Below are 17,530 nucleotides of genomic sequence, written 5' to 3'. Positions count from 1 at the left end.
AGCTTCCCAATTTGAACCGTACTCGACCAGCAACCGGTCTTTGCCTGTTAAGGTATTCCCATGACTTTCGACACCGCCACCATAGTGTTCATCAGCATACTTGTTGACTTTGCCCTGGTGCTGATTCTCCTTCACACCTGGCGCACCCGCACCACCTATCCCGGCTTCCGTACCTGGATCGCCGGCACCGCCTGCTGGTCGGTCGGCTCAACCCTGACCCTGCTCCTCTTTAACCTGCAGCCTCAGTTCATCCCCAAAATCCTCGGAAACACCCTGATCATGCTGCACCCGCTGCTGCTTTATGTCGGAATTCAGAAGTTTTACGGCATTCGCAGCCGGTGGTGGGGGACCCCGCTCAACCTCATTCTGGTGCTGCTCTTCCTGGTCAACCAGTGCTATTACTTCTATGTCCATGAGCATATGGGTGCCCGCATCATCGTCATCAGCCTGGTGCTGACGCTCCTCTTTACGCGGGTCGCACTGGAACCGCTCCTCTACGCCCGAGCGCGCAGCAACTCCATGCAGTGGCTGCTCTCCCTCTCCCTGCTGCCGCTGATCTTCCTGCTGGCACTGCGGTTCTGGTTCTTCTACGCGACCGGATCCGCACCCGACACCGTGCAGGTGAACCTGAACGAGGACACCCTGCTACGCTGGCTGATGATCTACGGCATCATCGTCGAGTTGATGATCGCCTACAGTTACCTCTCCCTGACCAGCGGCCGGGTCGAAGAAGAACTGCAGCAGAGCGAGAAAAGTTATCGCGAGCTCTCGGCCACCCTGCAGACCCGCGTCGAAGTGGAGACCACGCGCCGCATGGTTCAGGAACGCCAACTCTCTAACCACTCCCGCCTGGCGGCCATGGGGGAGATGATCAACGCCATCGCCCACCAGTGGCGCCAACCCCTGGCGACCCTGGGGATGATGGTGCAGCGCACCTATGCCGTGGGGACCACGCAAGGGCTGACCCCGGAGAGCCTCTCCGAGTTCAAGACCAGCGCCATGCGCCAGATCCACCACATGTCCGACACCATCGAGGAGTTTCGCGGCTTTTATCGGCCCGACAAGCAGAGGGTGCTCTTCTCCCCCGCCACCTGCGTCACCGACTCCCTGCGCCTGCTGGAGTCGCATTTTACCAGCAGCGGCATCCGCGTCGACCTGCAGGTCCCGCTAGGAGAGATCCTGCTGGTGGAGGGTTTCCCCAACGAATTCAAACAGGTGATCCTCAACCTGTTAGGGAATGCCCGCGACGCCATTCTCGGCAGCCGCAGCGCCACGGGCGCCCCCGCCGAGGGGTGGATTCTCGTGCTGCTAGCCAACGGCGCAGACGACAATTTGTGGATCGATATCCGCGATAACGGCCCCGGCATTCCAACCAGCATCGCCCCACGCATCTTCGACCCCTACTTCACCACCAAGGAGGAGAGTGGCGGCAGCGGGATCGGTCTCTATATGTCGAAGATGATCGTCAACGAGAGCCTGGGGGGGCATCTAAGCCTGTTGTCAGGGGAGGCCGGCGCCACCACCTTCCGGATCGAACTCCCCTTAAGGAGACCAGTATGAGCGAGCTGAAACTCCTCACCCTCCTGCTAGTCGAGGATGAAGATGAACTACGGCGCGAGACCGTCTCCTTTCTCGAACTCTACTGCGGCCGTGTCATCCCGGCCCGCCATGGCCGCGAAGCCCTAAACCTGATCGCTTCCGAGCGCCCCGACCTAGTGCTCAGCGATATCCGCATGCCGGTGATGGACGGGCTCGAACTGGCGGTGCAGATGAAAAAACTGGCGCCTGATACGCCGCTGATTTTTTGCAGCGCCTTCACCGAGACCGATTATCTGCTCAAGGCTATCGAACTTCAGGCCGCCGCTTTCGTCCGCAAACCGGTCGATACCGATGAACTCCTCGCCGTCATTGCCAGGGTTGCCCTGCCGGTGTTGCAACGCCGCGAGATTCAGGGACTCTCGGACGAACTGGTCGCGACGCTGAAGTTCCAACTCGGGAGCACCCCGGCTCAGCAGGGAGTGGCAGAGCAGGCTGCGCGTGTCGCCAGAACCTCCTTTAATGTCCTCCTGGAAGGCGAGACCGGCAGTGGAAAATCACGCCTCGCCAGCATTATTCACCAATTGAGCCCGCGCCGGGAAAGACCCTTTGTTGCGGTTCAGCTCGGTGCCCTGCCTCTGCACCTGGCCGAAAGTGAGCTCTTCGGCCACCTCAAGGGCGCCTTCACCGGCGCCGATCGGACCCGCGCCGGTCTGGTGGAGTCTGCCCAGGGGGGGACGCTTTTTCTCGATGATATCGATGCCTGTCCCCTCCCCCTCCAAGCTAAGTTGCTGCGCTTTATCGAAGAGAAAAAGTTTATACCGGTCGGCAGCAGCACGGAGAAGCAGGTCGATATGCGGATCATCAGCGCCAGCAACCGCAACCTCAAAGAAGAATCCATGGCCGGTCACTTTCGTGAAGACCTCTACTACCGCCTCGCCGACGTCACCATTACCCTACCCCCTTTGCGGGAAGCAACGGAGACGATCGTGCCGCTGGCACTCAAGTTCCTTCGTGAAACCTGCGATGAACTCGATCGCGATATTCCTCTCCTCGACGATGAGGCGTGCCGCCACCTCTGCAACATGCCCTGGCCGGGGAACGTCCGCCAGTTAAAGAGTGTGATGCGCCGCGCGGCGTTAAATGCGGGGAAGGTCATCGGGCCGGAAGAGATTGGTGGGGCGGACAAAGCCCCTGTCGCCGTCGCCCTCCCCGCCGGCAACGGTCAGTCGACGCCGCCGCCCTTCCCCTGCGGCATCAATGCGCTGGAAAAATGGTCGCTGGAGGAGGCGCTCCGCTTCTGCGGCGGCAAGCGCATGAAGACCGCAACGATGCTGGGGATGAATTATTACACCTTCCGGCGGCGCCTGGAAAAACATGAAATCGCCACAGATGAAGTGTAGTCGGGCAGCCAACCGCCTATACCCGGCATGAGGACCAATCTGTTAAAAATCTATGGCGAAGCGGCTCATGACCAGAATGCCGGAATTACTATTGCGCGTCAGCAGATCCTGATAGGCGGCCAATGAGATAATCATACGGTCAATGCGGGCATAATATAACTCTCCTCCGGCGGCAAGTCGCATCAGACCGCTATCGGCAACACTCTTTCCTTCCCGCCTGTTCTCTCCTCCCACGACAAAATTAATGGCCGGTCCGAACCGGATTTTTTCAGCCAGACGCCAAGTGAGAAGGCCCTCGGCGCTGAATTCGTTGCCGGGAGTGAAGTCGTTGTCGTGATTGCGAAAGCGCTTGGCGTATTTGATCACTGCATCGAACGATAGGGGCTGTACCAGTTTGAAAAAATAGAGTTCGGCGACCAGGTCGCTCTGGCCGTCACTGACGTTGACCAGCGCGTTTTTGTCGTAGTTCCCGAAAGGGATCTTGACCATCAAAACCGGGAGGAAGGTCGCCCATTCTACCGGCAGGTAGTAACCCAGCCGCAACTGAATATCACCGATCCCGCTATCGACTGCGTCAAATTTGGCAACCTCCACCCTACTGATCGGAATAATCGCACTCAGATTCAGATCTCCGGTCTGATAACTGTTAAAGATCTGGACACCGTATTTTTTCAGCCCTAACTCCCTGATAGCAGGATTCCCATCCTTGTCTGTTTTGGTGTCAGCACTATAGAAATAGGGATAGAGCTTAAACTGATGGCCGGCCGGCGCTTTTGCGCCAGCAGCAAAATTTACGGCAAGAGCAACGACGGGGAGAAGCAAAGAGAGGAGGGAGACCAGCGCCAGTCGAAAGATGAGAGGAATTATCGAATTCATGGCCGCTATCATACACACAAGCAATCCATATTCAAGTTGAAATACCGCCGACCACAAGGTGGCCCACCACAGCATCTTACCCTTAAAAACTATCCATTTTAGCTAGTCAATATTGATAGAGACTATTCTTTTTGAATAGTTCATGTCGCATAATTAATGCCTATCTAACCGTAATTACTTATTTTATAAACAGGCACGCCCCGTGCTAACTAAAAACTCCATGATTAACTCCGTCCCCAATAGCAGTCACCAGGCTGCAGCCTATCTCTGCGAATACTCGCTCCAGCCCTTTGCGGAATGTTACTGCCGCAATGTGACCGGTCGTACCGTGCCAAATATCGCTCAGTACTGCATGGAACGCTTTCAGGAATGTCCCATTTACCGGCAACACCTTACAAAAATAACGACAGGTGCGGATTACTCAGAGGCCATTAAATGACAAGGATAAGTCTCCGGGTCGCCCTGCTGTTCATTGTGCTCCAGCTATTCACAACGCTGCCGACAACCGCTGCCGATACTAAAGCACCGGGAATGATCGCGCCACAATCTCAACACTCTGATCCCGCCCCGGTTGTGAACGGCATCACTCAGGCTACGGTCAGTGCCGGTGTTTTGGCCTGCGCCAGTCGTGTCAATCAGGTGGCCAACTTCCTCACCTCTGGTAGCCAGGGGGTTGGGGCCATTCTGTTTACACCGCCTGCAGCACCTGATCAGGAACTGGTCTCCGTCTCCCTGGAGATTCCCATGGGGGATGGACCATCTGCCTACGCCAGTGCCAGTTTCGCCCCCAACCAGGTAAACGGCTGTGGCAGCTTGTACGAGACCGTTGTTTTCTGGCCAGCAACCTGCGCGGAGGTGGCGGACAAGAACTTCGGGGCATTCAAGAAGATCGGTCTACTATCGAAAACGGTTCACATGCTTGACGGTGGACAGCTCGTCAAAATTTTCCTGATGCCGGCCGGCGATGGCTGTGTGTCGATCAAAAAAGAGATCGTTCAATAAACCAACCACTGGAGGTAGAGACATGGCAAAAAAGATGAAACCCAAGACAAAGATCGTGCAAACGAATCCCATGGCGCAAAGGCATCATGCTGATGGGCAAACTCAACCCAGAATGACGGCAACTGCCGAGCTATTGGTAGGGAAATTTATGAGAAGGAGTCGGATTATGAAACGAGGTATGCTTTTACCGTTGGGAAGTCTTCTGTGTTTTAGCTTAATTGCGTCTGGCGGTCTTTTTTCCGGAAATGCCTTTGCTGCTGAATCTATATCGTCCGAACAGAATGCACGGGTAACAGGCAATAGCACAGGGTGGCTCAGCCTGGGTCAGAGTCAAGGTGCAATAATAACTTCCAATGGCGAAGGTTTTGCTGATACTAGCGTGGCAGGAGCAGAGTCTTATATCAAAGTCATGAGTACTAAATCAGGATCAGGAGGCGGCGGCGACTATCAACCTGATGGTGGGTATATTGATATTTCTTCAGACGTTGTCAATATTTCTGGCACGACTGGCGTTACGGGTAATTTAGCAGTCCGTAACTACACTCCCAACCTGATCCCTTTTTTGCCTGGAACCTATACCAATGTGTTTACAGTTGATTCCGCTACGGGCAACACGGCCATCTCGGGAACTCTTAACGTAAATGGTGCCACTACGACCAAGGGTATTACCAATACCGGCACCATCACCAATATAGGCAACATTATTTCCACCGGCCTTCAAGCCACAGGCACAGTATCCGGCGCTACGGGGACATTCACCACCTTGAATGGCACCACCCTTGGGGGGAATATTGCGGCGGCCGGCAACAATATCACCGGGATAACAACACTCGGTGCAGCTAACGGCGACATCACGACGCTAAACTCAGGCACTATCATCAACTCCGGCAGTATCGGCACCAACTCGCTCACTGCCAGTGGCACTGTCTCGGGCGCCATCGGTACATTCACCACCTTGAGTGGTACAACCCTTGGCGGGAGTATTGCGGCGGCCGGCAACAATATCACCGGGATAACAACACTCGGCGCCGGCACCGGCAACATCACAACGATTAATTCCAACACTATCAGCAATACCGGCAATATTAGCACCAACACCCTCACTTCATCCGGCCAAACAACTCTCGGCACCGGAAGTTCCACATACAACGCCTTCGGCTCTGGCTCAAATACAACCAACTCCTTCGGTTCTGGCGCAAGTGCAACCAATACCTTCGGCAGCACGACCGGAGTCAACACAATCCAGGGCATCAACAACACTGTGAGTGCTCTGAGTGGCGGAACCAATACCATCAACGGCAACACCTACATCAATGTTGGCACTACCAACAATACCAGCATCGGCAATACCACCGGAATCGTCGGGATAACAGGCAGCACAGTTTCAATCAACACCACCAACTCAGCCTCGACAACGAACATCGGCAATAACCATGCTGGGGCATCAACCACAGTCACCGGCGGTGCCAGCAGCCTCCTGGTAAACAACAGCGGCGTGGCGATTGTCGGCAATACCGGCAACAGCATCACCGCTACCACCGGCAACAACGCCATCAACGCTATCGCCGGCAGCAACACTGTCTCGGCCAACGCTGCCAACCAGTCGAACACCCTCTCCGCAACCGGGGCCAACGGCAGTAACAACCTGACCGCCAATGCCAACACCGGCACCAACAATGTGGAGGCAAAGAGCAACAACATCGGCGTTGCCACCATCAACTCGGTTAACACCATCGGTAATGCAGGGTCTTCGACTAACGCCATGACCGGAGCGTCCAACGCCCTCACTGCCACCACCACCAACACCATCAGCGCAGGCACCAACAACCTGTTGAACGCTACCCAGCAGAATCAGTTGGTCGGCGGCACTGGCAACAGCATCACCGCTACCACCGGCAACAACGCAATCAACGCTGCTACTGGCTCCAATGCAATCTTTGGCTATATCAACAATGCCGTGACCGCAGTGACCGGCTCCAACAGCGTCACAGCCAAGCTCGACAACAGCGTGACCGCGACCGATGGCAAAAATTCGCTGGTAGCAACCAATAACAGCGCCGATGACGCCAACCTGATCAATGCGGCCAGTGGCGGCAACACCATCACCGGTTACACCAACAATACCGTGAACGCAGTCACCGGCTCCAACAGCGTCACAGCCAAGCTCGACAACAGCGTGACCGCGACCGATGGCAAGAATTCGCTGGTAGCAACCAATAACAACGCCGATGACGCCAACCTGATCAATGCGGCCAGTGGCGGCAACACCATCACCGGTTACACCAACAATACCGTGACCGCAGAAACCGGCAGCAACACCGTCTCGGCCAATGCAGCTAACCAGTCGAACACACTATCCGCTACCGGGACCAACGGCAGCAACAATCTAACCGCCAACGCGATTACCGGGATCAACAATATCGAAGCAAGAACCAACAACATCGGTGTCACAACCGCCAACTCAATGAACAACATGGGTACGAACAACGCCCTTGTCAGCACCAACGCCATCGGCAGCAACAATGTCGGCACGACGGTAACTGCCCGTGGCGGTAACAGCACCCTGACGGTAAAAGATGGCACCGCCAGCCTGACCGCCGGGACTGTACTGGCCACCAACGGCACAATCGGCACAACATCCGGTAACAACTCTGGCGGCCTGACAATTTTTAATTCAGCACAGACGGTTACTCCCGGTTCCTCAGTTGGTGGAATAGTAGACGGCAAGACCTATCAAAACAAAATCAATGGAAATCTACTAGTGGACGGCAACGTGTACATTAACGGTACACTTGACTACGTATCCAGCAACTCGGCTAATACCACTGTTATCGGGTCTGACTCTGGAACCAGCATATTGAATATAGCCACCCAAGGTACATCGGCCGGTACCGCCATCGTGATGAAGGGGTCCACCGGTTCACAGACCGTCGTCGATGCCAACGGCAAATTAACCAACGTGAGCGGTCTTGCCAGCGAGTCGACTGCCTCCATGACCCTGACAAATGGCATCGGCAATACCCACGGCATCGTTGTCACAGAAAGACAGACCACGGTATCCGGCGGTGTGAATTCCAGTTCTTTGACCTTGAACGATAACGGCGCAACATTTTCGAACTCCAGTAATGGTAATCCGGTTCAGGTGCATGGTGTTGATGACGGTACCGGCGATTACGATGCCGTCAATGTACGCCAATTTGCTGCCGGAGTTGCTTTGGCGGCCGGATTGGCCGGATTGCCTCAGGTCGAGCCGGGAAAAACCTTTGCCATAGCTGCCGGCACCGGCGTCTATATGGACAAGTATTCATTGGCGTTCGGTTTGAGCGCTCGCTTCAAAGAACGCTATGTCGTTAAAGGTGGCTTCGCTATGTCACCGATCGATCGGCCACAACCGGCCGGCAACCTCGCCATTGGCTACTCATGGTAATCTTCTTTCTCTTCATTTGATCATTAAGGCCGCTCCTTCATTCGGGAGCGGCCTTAATTTTTTGGAATATACCAAGGCTGCAGCAATCTCTACAGACGGCATCATATTGCCGAACTTTATCTTCGTATGCTAACTTATGTTGAAAATATCCTTATTGTGACGGACATAATTTAATGGATCTCTTTGACGAAATTGCCCCGGAAAAGAACGGCCCTCTCTCGGAACGGATGCGTCCGCAGCGCCTTGACGAAGTGGTCGGACAAGCTCACCTCATCGGCGACGGAAAGATCCTGCGGCGACTAATTGAAGCCGACCGCCTCACCTCTGCAATCTTCTGGGGGCCGCCAGGGACCGGGAAGACGACCCTGGCTCAGGTTATCGCCCAGACCACCCAGAGTCGCTTTGTCTTCTTCTCTGCCGTCCTTAACGGGATCAAAGAGGTGCGGGAGATCGTCGCCAAAGCCCGGGAGGAACGGCGCTACCATGGACGTAAAACCTTGCTTTTTGTCGATGAAATCCATCGCTTCAACAAGGCGCAGCAGGATGCTTTTCTCCCTTATGTGGAACGCGGCGAGATCTCGCTGATCGGCGCTACCACCGAAAATCCCTCCTTTGAGATCAATGCCGCCCTCCTTTCCCGCTCGCGGGTCTTTGTCCTTGAACCCCTCCCGGAGAGTGAGATCCGCCGCCTCCTCGAACGCGCCCTCATCGACCCGCGCGGCCTTGGCGAGCGGCAGTTGACGGTCGAGTCCGAGGCCCTTGACTACCTGGCGGAGATGGCACAGGGGGATGCCCGCATCGCCCTCAACACCCTCGAAGTTGCGGCCGATTCGGCGTCGCAGCAAACTATCACCCTCGATATTATCCGCGATGCCTTGCAACGCCGCGCCAACCGTTACGACAAGAATGCTGAAGAGCATTACAATATCATCTCCGCCTTTATAAAAAGTATGCGCGGCTCCGATCCCGATGGCGCCCTGTACTGGCTGGCACGGATGCTCGATGCCGGGGAGGATCCCATCTTTATTGCCCGGCGCATGGTCATCCTCGCTTCCGAAGATATCGGCAATGCCGACCCTCGTGCTCTACAGGTGGCAGTAGCCACCCAACAGGCCGTCCATCTTATCGGTTTGCCGGAAGGGCGCATCTCGCTGGCACAGGCCGCCACTTATCTCGCCACCGCCCCCAAGAGCAACGCTGCCTATCTCGGCATTGATGCAGCCTTGGCTGAAGTGCGTAAAAGCGGCGGCCTGCCGGTCCCTCTTCACATTCGTAATGCCCCGACCAAATTAATGAAGGACCTCGGCTATCATCAAGGTTATCGATATGCTCACGACTCAAGCAAAGGCTATCTCGCGCAGGAATATCTTCCGGAAGCTCTCCAGGGGACGCAATACTATCGGCCGACCGAACATGGCTACGAAAAGACGATAAGTGAACGCATGCATTACTGGCAAAGGATCAAGAAAAAGGAAGGGAAAGAAGGCTAAGAACGGCGCAGATGCCCGTAAAGTTAACATTCCTTGTCAACATTAAGGGGGACAATAAATTCACTGTTTAAGTTCGCTTTTCAAGCGTCTTTTTTCGTGCTATATTGATAATTCATCATTTCGCGGAAAATTCCGCCACAAAGGATAGCGAAATTTATGGCCCGCAACTTCAAGGATAAAGTCCGTGAACAATTTGGACGGACTGCCGATGGTTATGTACGCAACAAAGGATTTGCCCAAGGAGAAGATCTCTCCGAGGCAGTACGCTTGCTCAAACCGACCCAGGATGACGTGATGCTAGATGTCGCCTGTGGTGGCGGTCACACCGCGCTTTATTTTGCCCCTTATGTCCGCAGCGTCGTCGCCTCCGACCTGACCATGCAAATGCTCAAAAAAGCGCAAGAATATATCAGTGAAGAAGGTGGGGTTGAGAATGTCACCTTTCGCGAAGCCGATGCCGAAGACCTTCCCTTCCCTTCCGGCGCCTTTACCATCCTGACCTGTCGCATCGCCCCTCATCACTTTCAGGACGTCCCGCGGGCGCTCAAGGAGTTTCACCGGGTGTTACGCCGCAAAGAAGGCCGACTGGTCATCGTCGACACACTTCTGCCCGAAGAGGAAGAGATCGCTGCATTTTTACAGAAAATTGAAAAATCACGAGATGTTACCCATGTTCAGTCCTACCGGCAGGAGGAATGGGTAAGAATGATCGATGAAGCAGGCTTTGATGTCCGTGAAACGGAAATCCTTCCCAAAACCCATGAGTTTCAGGAGTGGGCAAAACGAACAGGTATGAGTCGGGAAGCGGTTCAACAATTGAATCGAACCTTTATCGACGCTCCGGCCAAGGTGCAGGACTACTTCAAGCTCGAAACCTTTGCCGGTGAAGTTGAGAGCTTCACTGATCAAAAAATCCTGATTTTTGCCACGCGTCGTGATATCAAGTAGCACTTGGCCAGCTTTATGTCTGCTTGACCTGTGAACTATTCATCGAAGAAAGTGCCCGCCCGAAATTGTGGCGGGTTTTTTCATCTAACAGACCAATGCGCCGTACCCGCCAATGATTCTAAGCTTGAGATTCTTGACGAAAAGGACTATTAATGTGCACTTCTTTGCTATTTAATTATTTCCGTAACCCGAATAAAGCTGCCATTTTCTTTTGACAGGGGTATTTTCATGCTACTCATGCTCGATAATTACGACTCCTTTACCTATAATCTCGTTCAATATTTTCAAGAACTTGGGACAGAAGTCGAAGTTTATCGCAATGATGCCATCACCATGCAAGAGATCGAGGCGAAGCATCCGCGCCGCATTGTGGTCTCGCCTGGGCCTGGAACACCGGCAGAAGCAGGGATTTCGGTTGAGACCATCCGCCACTTTTCCGGCCGCATCCCGATTTTAGGTGTGTGTCTTGGCCATCAGGCCATAGGCGAAGCATTTGGCGGCAAGATCGTTCGTGCCGGAAAATTGATGCACGGCAAGATCAGCGAAATCCACCATGACGGCACCGGACTCTTTCGCGGCCTCAGCAATCCCTTTGAAGCGACGCGCTACCATTCCCTGGTCATCGAACGCAAATCGATCCCCTCCTGCCTGCGCATCAGCGCTTGGACGACCGACCATGAAATCATGGCTGTCGAACACCGTGTCCAGTCGCTGTGGGGTGTCCAGTTCCATCCGGAATCGATCTTGACGGTCGAAGGCAAAAAACTGTTGAAAAACTTTCTGGAGATGACCTGAGTTTTGTAGGGGAGATGCTTGTAATTGCCCCCAAGAAGGAGTTGTCATGATCAAGAGCGCCATTGCAAAAGTTGTGGAACGCCAGGATCTCTCGGAAGGGGAGATGATCGAGGTCATGGACCAGATCATGTCCGGCGGCGCGACTCCGGCGCAGATCGGCGCCTTCATTACTGCCCTGCGCATGAAGGGAGAGACCGTTGCCGAGATCACCGGGGCCGCCCGTGTTATGCGCGAGCGCGCCACGCCGATCCGGGTCGGCCGTAATGTCCTCGATATCGATCGCGACGACATCAATCTTGATCAGGAGACGATCCTCGATGTCGTCGGGACTGGCGGCGATGGCACCAACACCTTTAACATCTCAACCACCGTTGCCTTTGTCGTCTCAGCCTGCGGCGTCAAGGTCGCCAAACACGGCAACCGTTCCGTCTCCTCCGCCTGCGGCAGCGCCGATGTCCTTGAAGCCCTCGGCGTCAACCTCGATGTGACCCCGGAAGTCGTTGAGCGCTGCATCAACGAGATAGGTCTCGGCTTTCTCTTTGCTCCGGCCCTGCATGGGGCGATGAAGTATGCCATCGGGCCGCGCAAGGAGATCGGGATTCGAACCATTTTCAACATCCTCGGCCCCTTGACCAACCCGGCCAAGGCTGACTGTCAAGTCATGGGCGTTTACCGCGAAGATCTCGTCGAGACCCTCGCCCAGGTGCTGCACAACCTCGGCTGCCGCAAAGGCTTCGTCGTCTGCGGCAGCGACGGCATGGACGAAATCACCTTGACCGGCGCCACCACGATCGCGACGGTGACCGCAGACGGTGTGAAAATCGGAAGCATCACTCCGGAGGAGTTCAGCTTGCAACCCTGCAGCATGGCCGATCTAGGCGGTGGCAACGCTCAGGGAAATGCCGTCATCGTCCGCGCCGTCCTTGCCGGAGAGCGTGGTCCGAAACGCGACGTCGTTCTTCTCAACGCTGCCTTTGCCTTGGTGGCTGCCGGCAAGGTGGCCACTCCGCTGGAGGGCCTCAAGCTCGCCGCCGAGGCGATCGATTCTCGCCGCGCTCTGGCGCAGATCGAGAAGTTGGCGCAATTGACCAACCCATAACACGGAAACAACATGACCAACACCCCTGACATCCTGCAAAAAATCGTCGCCTATAAACGCGAAGAGGTAGCTGTCGCCCAGGCAAAATTCCCACTGACGCGCCTCCACGACCGCCTCTCTCTGGCCGAGGATCAGCCCCGGGGATTCATCCGTGCTCTGCGTACCATGCATGAATCGGGAGGCACAGCGATCATCGCCGAGGTTAAAAAGGGGTCGCCGAGCAAGGGGATTATCCGCTCTGATTTCGATCCGCTCACTATTGCCGAGACCTATCAGACGCACGGTGCCACCTGCCTCTCGATCCTCACCGACGAAAAATTCTTCTTCGGCCATCTCGGCTATCTCGGACTCATCCGTGAACAGGTCAGCCTGCCGCTGTTGCGCAAGGATTTCATCTGCGATCCCTATCAGATTGTCGAGGCCCGTGCTTACGGTGCCGATGCCATCTTGCTGATTGCGGCGATGCTCGACCTGCAGCAACTACGTGACTTTGCCTCTCTGGCGAGCGAACTCCATCTTGACGTCCTCCTCGAAGTTCACGATGAGGCGGAACTGGAACTGGCACTGCAGACGGATTGTGAACTGATCGGCATCAACAACCGCTCGCTGCGCACCTTTGTCACCGATCTCGGGACGACAGAACGGCTGCGTCCTTTGATCCCTGCTGATCGCTTCGTCGTCGCCGAGAGCGGCATCAACAACCGTACTCACATTAAACGCCTTCTGACTGCCGGCGCCGGGGCATTCCTTATCGGCGAGGCGTTAATGCGTGAAGAAGATATTGGAGCGAAGCTCGAAGAATTTTTAGATTAATTGTACGTAGGGGCAAGGCATGCCTTGCCCAGGGCGACGCATGCGTCGCCCCTACATAATGTCATCCAAGGAGATCATCATGCAAACCAAAATCCTCCTCCCCGAAGACCGTATTCCCAAACAGTGGTACAATATCATCCCTGACATGCCGGGGCCCCTGGCGCCGGTCATTCATCCCGGGACGATGCAGCCGGTCAGCCCCGACGATTTGCTCCCTCTCTTCCCCATGGGACTCATTGAACAGGAAGTGTCGCAGCAGCGTTGGATCGACATTCCGGAACCGGTGCGCGAGATCTACAAGCTTTGGCGTCCAGCTCCCCTCTTCCGCGCCCATCGCCTGGAGAAGGCTCTCGGCACTTCGTGCAAAATTTATTATAAATATGAAGGGGGTTCCCCAGCCGGTTCGCACAAGCCGAATACTGCCATCCCCCAGGCCTACTACAACAAAATCGCCGGAACCAAGCGCATCGCCAGTGAGACCGGCGCCGGCCAATGGGGCTCGTCCATTGCTCTGGCCTGCCAGATGTTTGGCCTTGAATGTACCGTTTACATGGTCAAAGTCTCTTTCCAGCAGAAGCCTTATCGCAAGAGCATGATGCAGCTCTGGGGGGCGAACGTCATCCCTTCGCCGTCGAACCAGACTAATGCCGGGCGTTCCATCCTTGCTGCTCACCCTGATAGCAATGGTTCCCTCGGCATCGCCATCAGTGAAGCGGTTGAGGATGCCGCCACCCGCGACGACACCCGCTATGCACTGGGGAGCGTTCTCAATCATGTTTGCCTGCATCAGACCATCATTGGCATCGAAGCCAAGGAACAAATGGCCATGGTTGGCGATTATCCCGATGTCGTCATCGGCTGCCACGGCGGCGGCTCCAACTTCGCCGGCATCGGCTTCCCTTTTGCTGCCGATAAAGCGGCCGGCAAGAATGTGCGCATCCTCGCCATTGAGCCGACGAGCTGCCCGACCCTGACCAAAGGTGTGTATGCCTTCGATTACGGCGACACCGCCAAGATGGCTCCGGTCGCCAAGATGTACACGCTTGGTCACGACTACATGCCGCCGGGTATCCACGCCGGTGGTCTGCGTTACCACGGTGCTTCGCCCCTGGTGTCGCAACTCGTCCATGCCGGCATCGTCGAGGCCAAAGCAGTACCACAACTTGCCTGCTTCGAAGCGGCTGTCCTCTTTGCCCGCAGCGAGGGGATTATCCCGGCACCGGAGTCGTCCCACGCCATTCGCGGCGCTATCGATGAAGTACTGCAAGCCAAGGAAGAAGGGAAGGAGAAGACCATCCTTTTCAACCTCTCCGGTCACGGTCACGTTGATATGGTGGCATACGACGATTACTTGGCCGGTAAACTTGATGACTTCGAGTACCCCGCTGAGGCGATCAAAGAATCTCTGGCGAACCTGCCCAAGGTTTCTTTTTAAGGGTTCCCATGGTCAAAATAAAGATCTGCGGTATCACTGAGATTGACGATGCTCTACACGCCGTCGATTGCGGGGTTGATGCGCTTGGCTTTGTCTTTTACGAACGGAGTCCGCGGGCCATTACACCCGACAAGGCGCAGGCAATCATCGCTAAACTCCCGCCGTTTGTGACGGTGGTGGGGCTCTTTGTTAACGAAGATCCCCGCATTGTTCAGGAAGTTGCCGATCACTGCCATCTGGATGTGATTCAGTATCACGGTGATGAAACCCCGGAAATTGTGCGGAAAGCGCCACGGCGTTCGATCCGCGCCCTGCGGATCAGAGAGGATGTAACCTTCACCGATTTCAATGCTTACCCAGCCAGCGGTATTCTCATTGATGCCTGGGTTGCAGGAGCGTTCGGCGGCACCGGCGTCCTCTCTAGCTGGGAGATTGCCGCCGAAATAGCCAAACAACGTCCTTTGATTCTCGCCGGCGGCCTCACCCCCGAAAATGTCGCCGCAGCGATTCAAACGGTCCGGCCCTATGGAGTTGACGTCTCCAGCGGCGTCGAAGACGCTCCAGGTCGCAAGGATCGAAAAAAAGTCGCGGCCTTTATCAAGGGAGTGCACCACTCCAATAGAACAACAATTATTTCGGAAATGAGAAATTGATGTCTGACATCAAGTACAGAGCGGATGTAGATGGTCTTCGCGCGGTCGCGGTACTGGTCGTGCTGTTTTTTCATGCTGGCTACTCCGGTTTTGACGGCGGCTTTGTCGGTGTCGATGTCTTCTTTGTCATTTCTGGTTTTTTGATCACTTCACTCATTCTCAAGGAATTGGATAATAAGTGTTTTTCCATCATCCAGTTCTACGAGCGTCGCTTTCGCCGCATCCTACCGGCGATGTTCGTGACTACCGTCCTCACCGCAATCATTGCTTGGTTTATACTCCTCCCTCCTGACTTTGTCAGTTTTGGAAAATCAGCGGCGGCGTTAGCGGGATTTTCTTCCAATGTGTACTTTTGGAAACAAACCTCTGGCTACTTTGGCGAAGCAGCTGAATTGATGCCGCTACTCCACACCTGGTCGCTGGCAGTTGAAGAGCAGTTTTATATTTTTTTCCCTCTGATTCTGGTCCTCTTCTTTAAATTTTTTCCCCGCCATCTCGGTCGACTGATTCTGATACTAACGATCGTATCGCTAAGTTTGCGCATCTGGAGTGAAAATTATCCAGAAACGGCATTCTACATGCTCCACACCCGTGGATGGGAACTGATGCTCGGCGCACTTCTTTCCGTCGGGAAAAGAACAACAGCAACAGCCCGACACAGTAGTCACCTACTTCAGGAAATCGCTGGCATCGGCGGAATGGTGGCGATTTTCGCTGCAGTCATACTCTACGATGTTGAAGCAATCGTGACGCTGCTGCCGTTATCCAATACCCTCACAGCCCAATTCCTCGCGTCGACCGGAGCATTCTTCGTTATCTGGGGCAATACTGCTGGAGGCGGCCGGACAACGCTTACCGGTAAATTGCTGAGCCTTAAACCGTGCGTTGCAGTCGGGCTAATCTCTTACTCCCTTTACCTCTGGCACTGGCCGGCTCTGGTCTTTGCTAAATATTTGACGGCCGACGAAAAACTTGGTCTCAGCACTGCCACCCTGATGCTCCTGCTGAGTGTGGCCGGTGCCATTTTGACCTACTTGTTTGTCGAACAACCGTTTCGCCGTCGTCAAATCTTTACCGAACGCCAGCCCCTTTTTATCGCCTCTTTTGCACAACTACTCATCCTAGCGGTAATCGGTGCCGGAATAGCGTATGGTGCTAAGGGCGCGCCATCTCGTTTTCCTGATTCTGCCATTGCATACTTGAATACCAGCGAAAATATAATCCACAACCCGGGGTTTGAACTTTCTGAAGGAAAGATCGGAAAACGACAGATACAAGGTATCGGCAAATCTTCGAATGGAGTGCCGGATTTCCTCCTCTGGGGAGACAGTCACGCCGACATGCTCGTCCCGGTTCTGGACGAACTGGCTAAAGCCTATGGCCTTACCGGTTGGTACACGGCTTATGCCTCCAATCCCCCGCTGTTGGGCACTTATGTCTACAAGAAGAATAAAAGAAGTGACGTGCGCAAGGAGTTCAACGATGCAATGTTCCGCCTCGTCATAGAGAAGCAGATAAAAACGGTCATATTGTCTGCATTCTGGGCAAAATATTCAACCGACCGTGAGGATGGTGGATATATTCTCTCCCGAAATACTGCCGAAAGAAACCACATCTTTGAAGAGAGTTTAGTCGATACCATTAACTTTTTTCGGGATAATGGTGTCGATTTGTGGATTATTAAGGACGTCCCGAGCTACAGCTATAACGTCTCGCATGCCTTGGCTAAAAACGCGATCTACGGAAACATCAACAAAGTTTCACAGCCGTTGACAGAACATAACCAGCGAATGGAGTTGATGAATCGTCTATTGAAGGAGGCACGTCATGACGGCCTTTATTTTCCAGACCCAGCCGAAGTATTGTGTAAGTCTGGTGCGTGCATCACCCGTTTGGAGGGAAAGTCCCTCTATATTGATGGTAATCACCTGTCTAGGCCGGGGGTAATGCTTCTGAGGGATTTGCTGACGCCTCTCTTCTTAGGAGCGCTCGACAAAAAAAACAAAACCTACCGGCAGAATTCTTGACCAGCAGCCTTTAATAGTAGTCGCAG

At 54.6% G+C, this 17,530-nt stretch carries 13 protein-coding genes; 12 read left to right on the top strand and 1 reads right to left on the bottom strand.

Annotated features, from left to right (window positions below; all coding sequences use genetic code 11):
* The first annotated feature begins 60 nt into the window (after positions 1 to 60).
* Together CVU69_08655 and CVU69_08650 are read left to right on the top strand one after the other, a co-directional pair.
* Positions 61 to 1,560: a hypothetical protein gene (locus tag CVU69_08655; protein PKN12251.1), complete on the top strand. Its 1,500-nt coding sequence runs from the start codon at positions 61 to 63 to the stop codon at positions 1,558 to 1,560.
* Positions 1,557 to 2,939 (top strand): sigma-54-dependent Fis family transcriptional regulator, encoded by a 1,383-nt coding sequence (locus tag CVU69_08650; protein ID PKN12250.1) that lies wholly within the window; start codon positions 1,557 to 1,559, stop codon positions 2,937 to 2,939. The genes CVU69_08655 and CVU69_08650 overlap by 4 nt, the downstream gene beginning before the upstream one ends.
* A 42-nt stretch (positions 2,940 to 2,981) precedes the next feature.
* Here CVU69_08650 and CVU69_08645 read toward each other — a convergent pair whose 3' ends face one another.
* Positions 2,982 to 3,890, bottom strand: a complete 909-nt coding sequence (locus CVU69_08645; protein ID PKN12249.1) for a hypothetical protein — start codon at positions 3,888 to 3,890, stop codon at positions 2,982 to 2,984.
* 360 nt (positions 3,891 to 4,250) lie between these two features.
* On the opposite strand from CVU69_08645, the gene CVU69_08640 reads away from it, so the two are divergent.
* The 10 genes from CVU69_08640 (at position 4,251) to CVU69_08595 (ending at position 17,504) form a co-directional block, all read left to right on the top strand.
* The gene (locus tag CVU69_08640) at positions 4,251 to 4,817 is read left to right on the top strand and encodes a hypothetical protein (protein ID PKN12248.1); all 567 of its coding nucleotides are present in this window, start codon (positions 4,251 to 4,253) and stop codon (positions 4,815 to 4,817) included.
* Positions 4,780 to 8,244, top strand: a complete 3,465-nt coding sequence (locus CVU69_08635; GenBank protein ID PKN12247.1) for a hypothetical protein — start codon at positions 4,780 to 4,782, stop codon at positions 8,242 to 8,244. Before CVU69_08640 ends, CVU69_08635 begins: the two co-directional genes overlap by 38 nt.
* A gap of 173 nt (positions 8,245 to 8,417) precedes the next feature.
* Entirely contained in the window at positions 8,418 to 9,734 is a 1,317-nt protein-coding gene (locus CVU69_08630; GenBank protein PKN12246.1) for an AAA family ATPase, read from the top strand.
* 156 nt (positions 9,735 to 9,890) lie between these two features.
* Positions 9,891 to 10,682, top strand: a complete 792-nt coding sequence (locus tag CVU69_08625) for an SAM-dependent methyltransferase (protein PKN12245.1) — start codon at positions 9,891 to 9,893, stop codon at positions 10,680 to 10,682.
* A gap of 228 nt (positions 10,683 to 10,910) precedes the next feature.
* Positions 10,911 to 11,477, top strand: coding sequence for an anthranilate/aminodeoxychorismate synthase component II (locus CVU69_08620; GenBank protein ID PKN12244.1), 567 nt, complete (start codon positions 10,911 to 10,913; stop codon positions 11,475 to 11,477).
* Between the two features lie 46 nt (positions 11,478 to 11,523).
* Positions 11,524 to 12,576, top strand: a complete 1,053-nt coding sequence (gene trpD / locus CVU69_08615; protein ID PKN12243.1) for an anthranilate phosphoribosyltransferase — start codon at positions 11,524 to 11,526, stop codon at positions 12,574 to 12,576.
* Positions 12,577 to 12,588: 12 nt separating this feature from the next.
* Positions 12,589 to 13,389: an indole-3-glycerol phosphate synthase TrpC gene (locus tag CVU69_08610; GenBank protein PKN12242.1), complete on the top strand. Its 801-nt coding sequence runs from the start codon at positions 12,589 to 12,591 to the stop codon at positions 13,387 to 13,389.
* Positions 13,390 to 13,468: 79 nt separating this feature from the next.
* Positions 13,469 to 14,824 (top strand): TrpB-like pyridoxal phosphate-dependent enzyme, encoded by a 1,356-nt coding sequence (locus tag CVU69_08605; protein PKN12241.1) that lies wholly within the window; start codon positions 13,469 to 13,471, stop codon positions 14,822 to 14,824.
* Between the two features lie 8 nt (positions 14,825 to 14,832).
* Complete coding sequence (locus CVU69_08600) at positions 14,833 to 15,477, top strand: phosphoribosylanthranilate isomerase (protein PKN12240.1); 645 nt, start codon at positions 14,833 to 14,835, stop codon at positions 15,475 to 15,477.
* Entirely contained in the window at positions 15,477 to 17,504 is a 2,028-nt protein-coding gene (locus CVU69_08595; GenBank protein ID PKN12239.1) for a hypothetical protein, read from the top strand. The genes CVU69_08600 and CVU69_08595 overlap by 1 nt, the downstream gene beginning before the upstream one ends.
* Positions 17,505 to 17,530 lie beyond the last annotated feature (26 nt).

The organism is Deltaproteobacteria bacterium HGW-Deltaproteobacteria-4 (assembly GCA_002841765.1).
Classification (GTDB): Bacteria; Desulfobacterota; Desulfuromonadia; order Desulfuromonadales; family UBA2197; genus UBA2197.
The sequence above is the reverse complement of the archived record's forward strand: the minus strand, read 5'-3'. Positions and strand labels throughout refer to the sequence as shown.

Coding starts and splice junctions, on each gene's coding strand:
- CVU69_08620 (PKN12244.1), top strand. CDS start 10,911: ATGCTACTCATGCTCGATAATTACGACTCCTTTACCTATAATCTCGTT.
- CVU69_08645 (PKN12249.1), bottom strand. CDS start 3,890: ATGCTGTGGTGGGCCACCTTGTGGTCGGCGGTATTTCAACTTGAATAT.
- CVU69_08595 (PKN12239.1), top strand. CDS start 15,477: ATGTCTGACATCAAGTACAGAGCGGATGTAGATGGTCTTCGCGCGGTC.
- CVU69_08650 (PKN12250.1), top strand. CDS start 1,557: ATGAGCGAGCTGAAACTCCTCACCCTCCTGCTAGTCGAGGATGAAGAT.
- CVU69_08655 (PKN12251.1), top strand. CDS start 61: ATGACTTTCGACACCGCCACCATAGTGTTCATCAGCATACTTGTTGAC.
- CVU69_08600 (PKN12240.1), top strand. CDS start 14,833: ATGGTCAAAATAAAGATCTGCGGTATCACTGAGATTGACGATGCTCTA.
- CVU69_08605 (PKN12241.1), top strand. CDS start 13,469: ATGCAAACCAAAATCCTCCTCCCCGAAGACCGTATTCCCAAACAGTGG.
- CVU69_08610 (PKN12242.1), top strand. CDS start 12,589: ATGACCAACACCCCTGACATCCTGCAAAAAATCGTCGCCTATAAACGC.
- trpD (PKN12243.1), top strand. CDS start 11,524: ATGATCAAGAGCGCCATTGCAAAAGTTGTGGAACGCCAGGATCTCTCG.
- CVU69_08625 (PKN12245.1), top strand. CDS start 9,891: ATGGCCCGCAACTTCAAGGATAAAGTCCGTGAACAATTTGGACGGACT.
- CVU69_08635 (PKN12247.1), top strand. CDS start 4,780: ATGGCTGTGTGTCGATCAAAAAAGAGATCGTTCAATAAACCAACCACT.
- CVU69_08640 (PKN12248.1), top strand. CDS start 4,251: ATGACAAGGATAAGTCTCCGGGTCGCCCTGCTGTTCATTGTGCTCCAG.
- CVU69_08630 (PKN12246.1), top strand. CDS start 8,418: ATGGATCTCTTTGACGAAATTGCCCCGGAAAAGAACGGCCCTCTCTCG.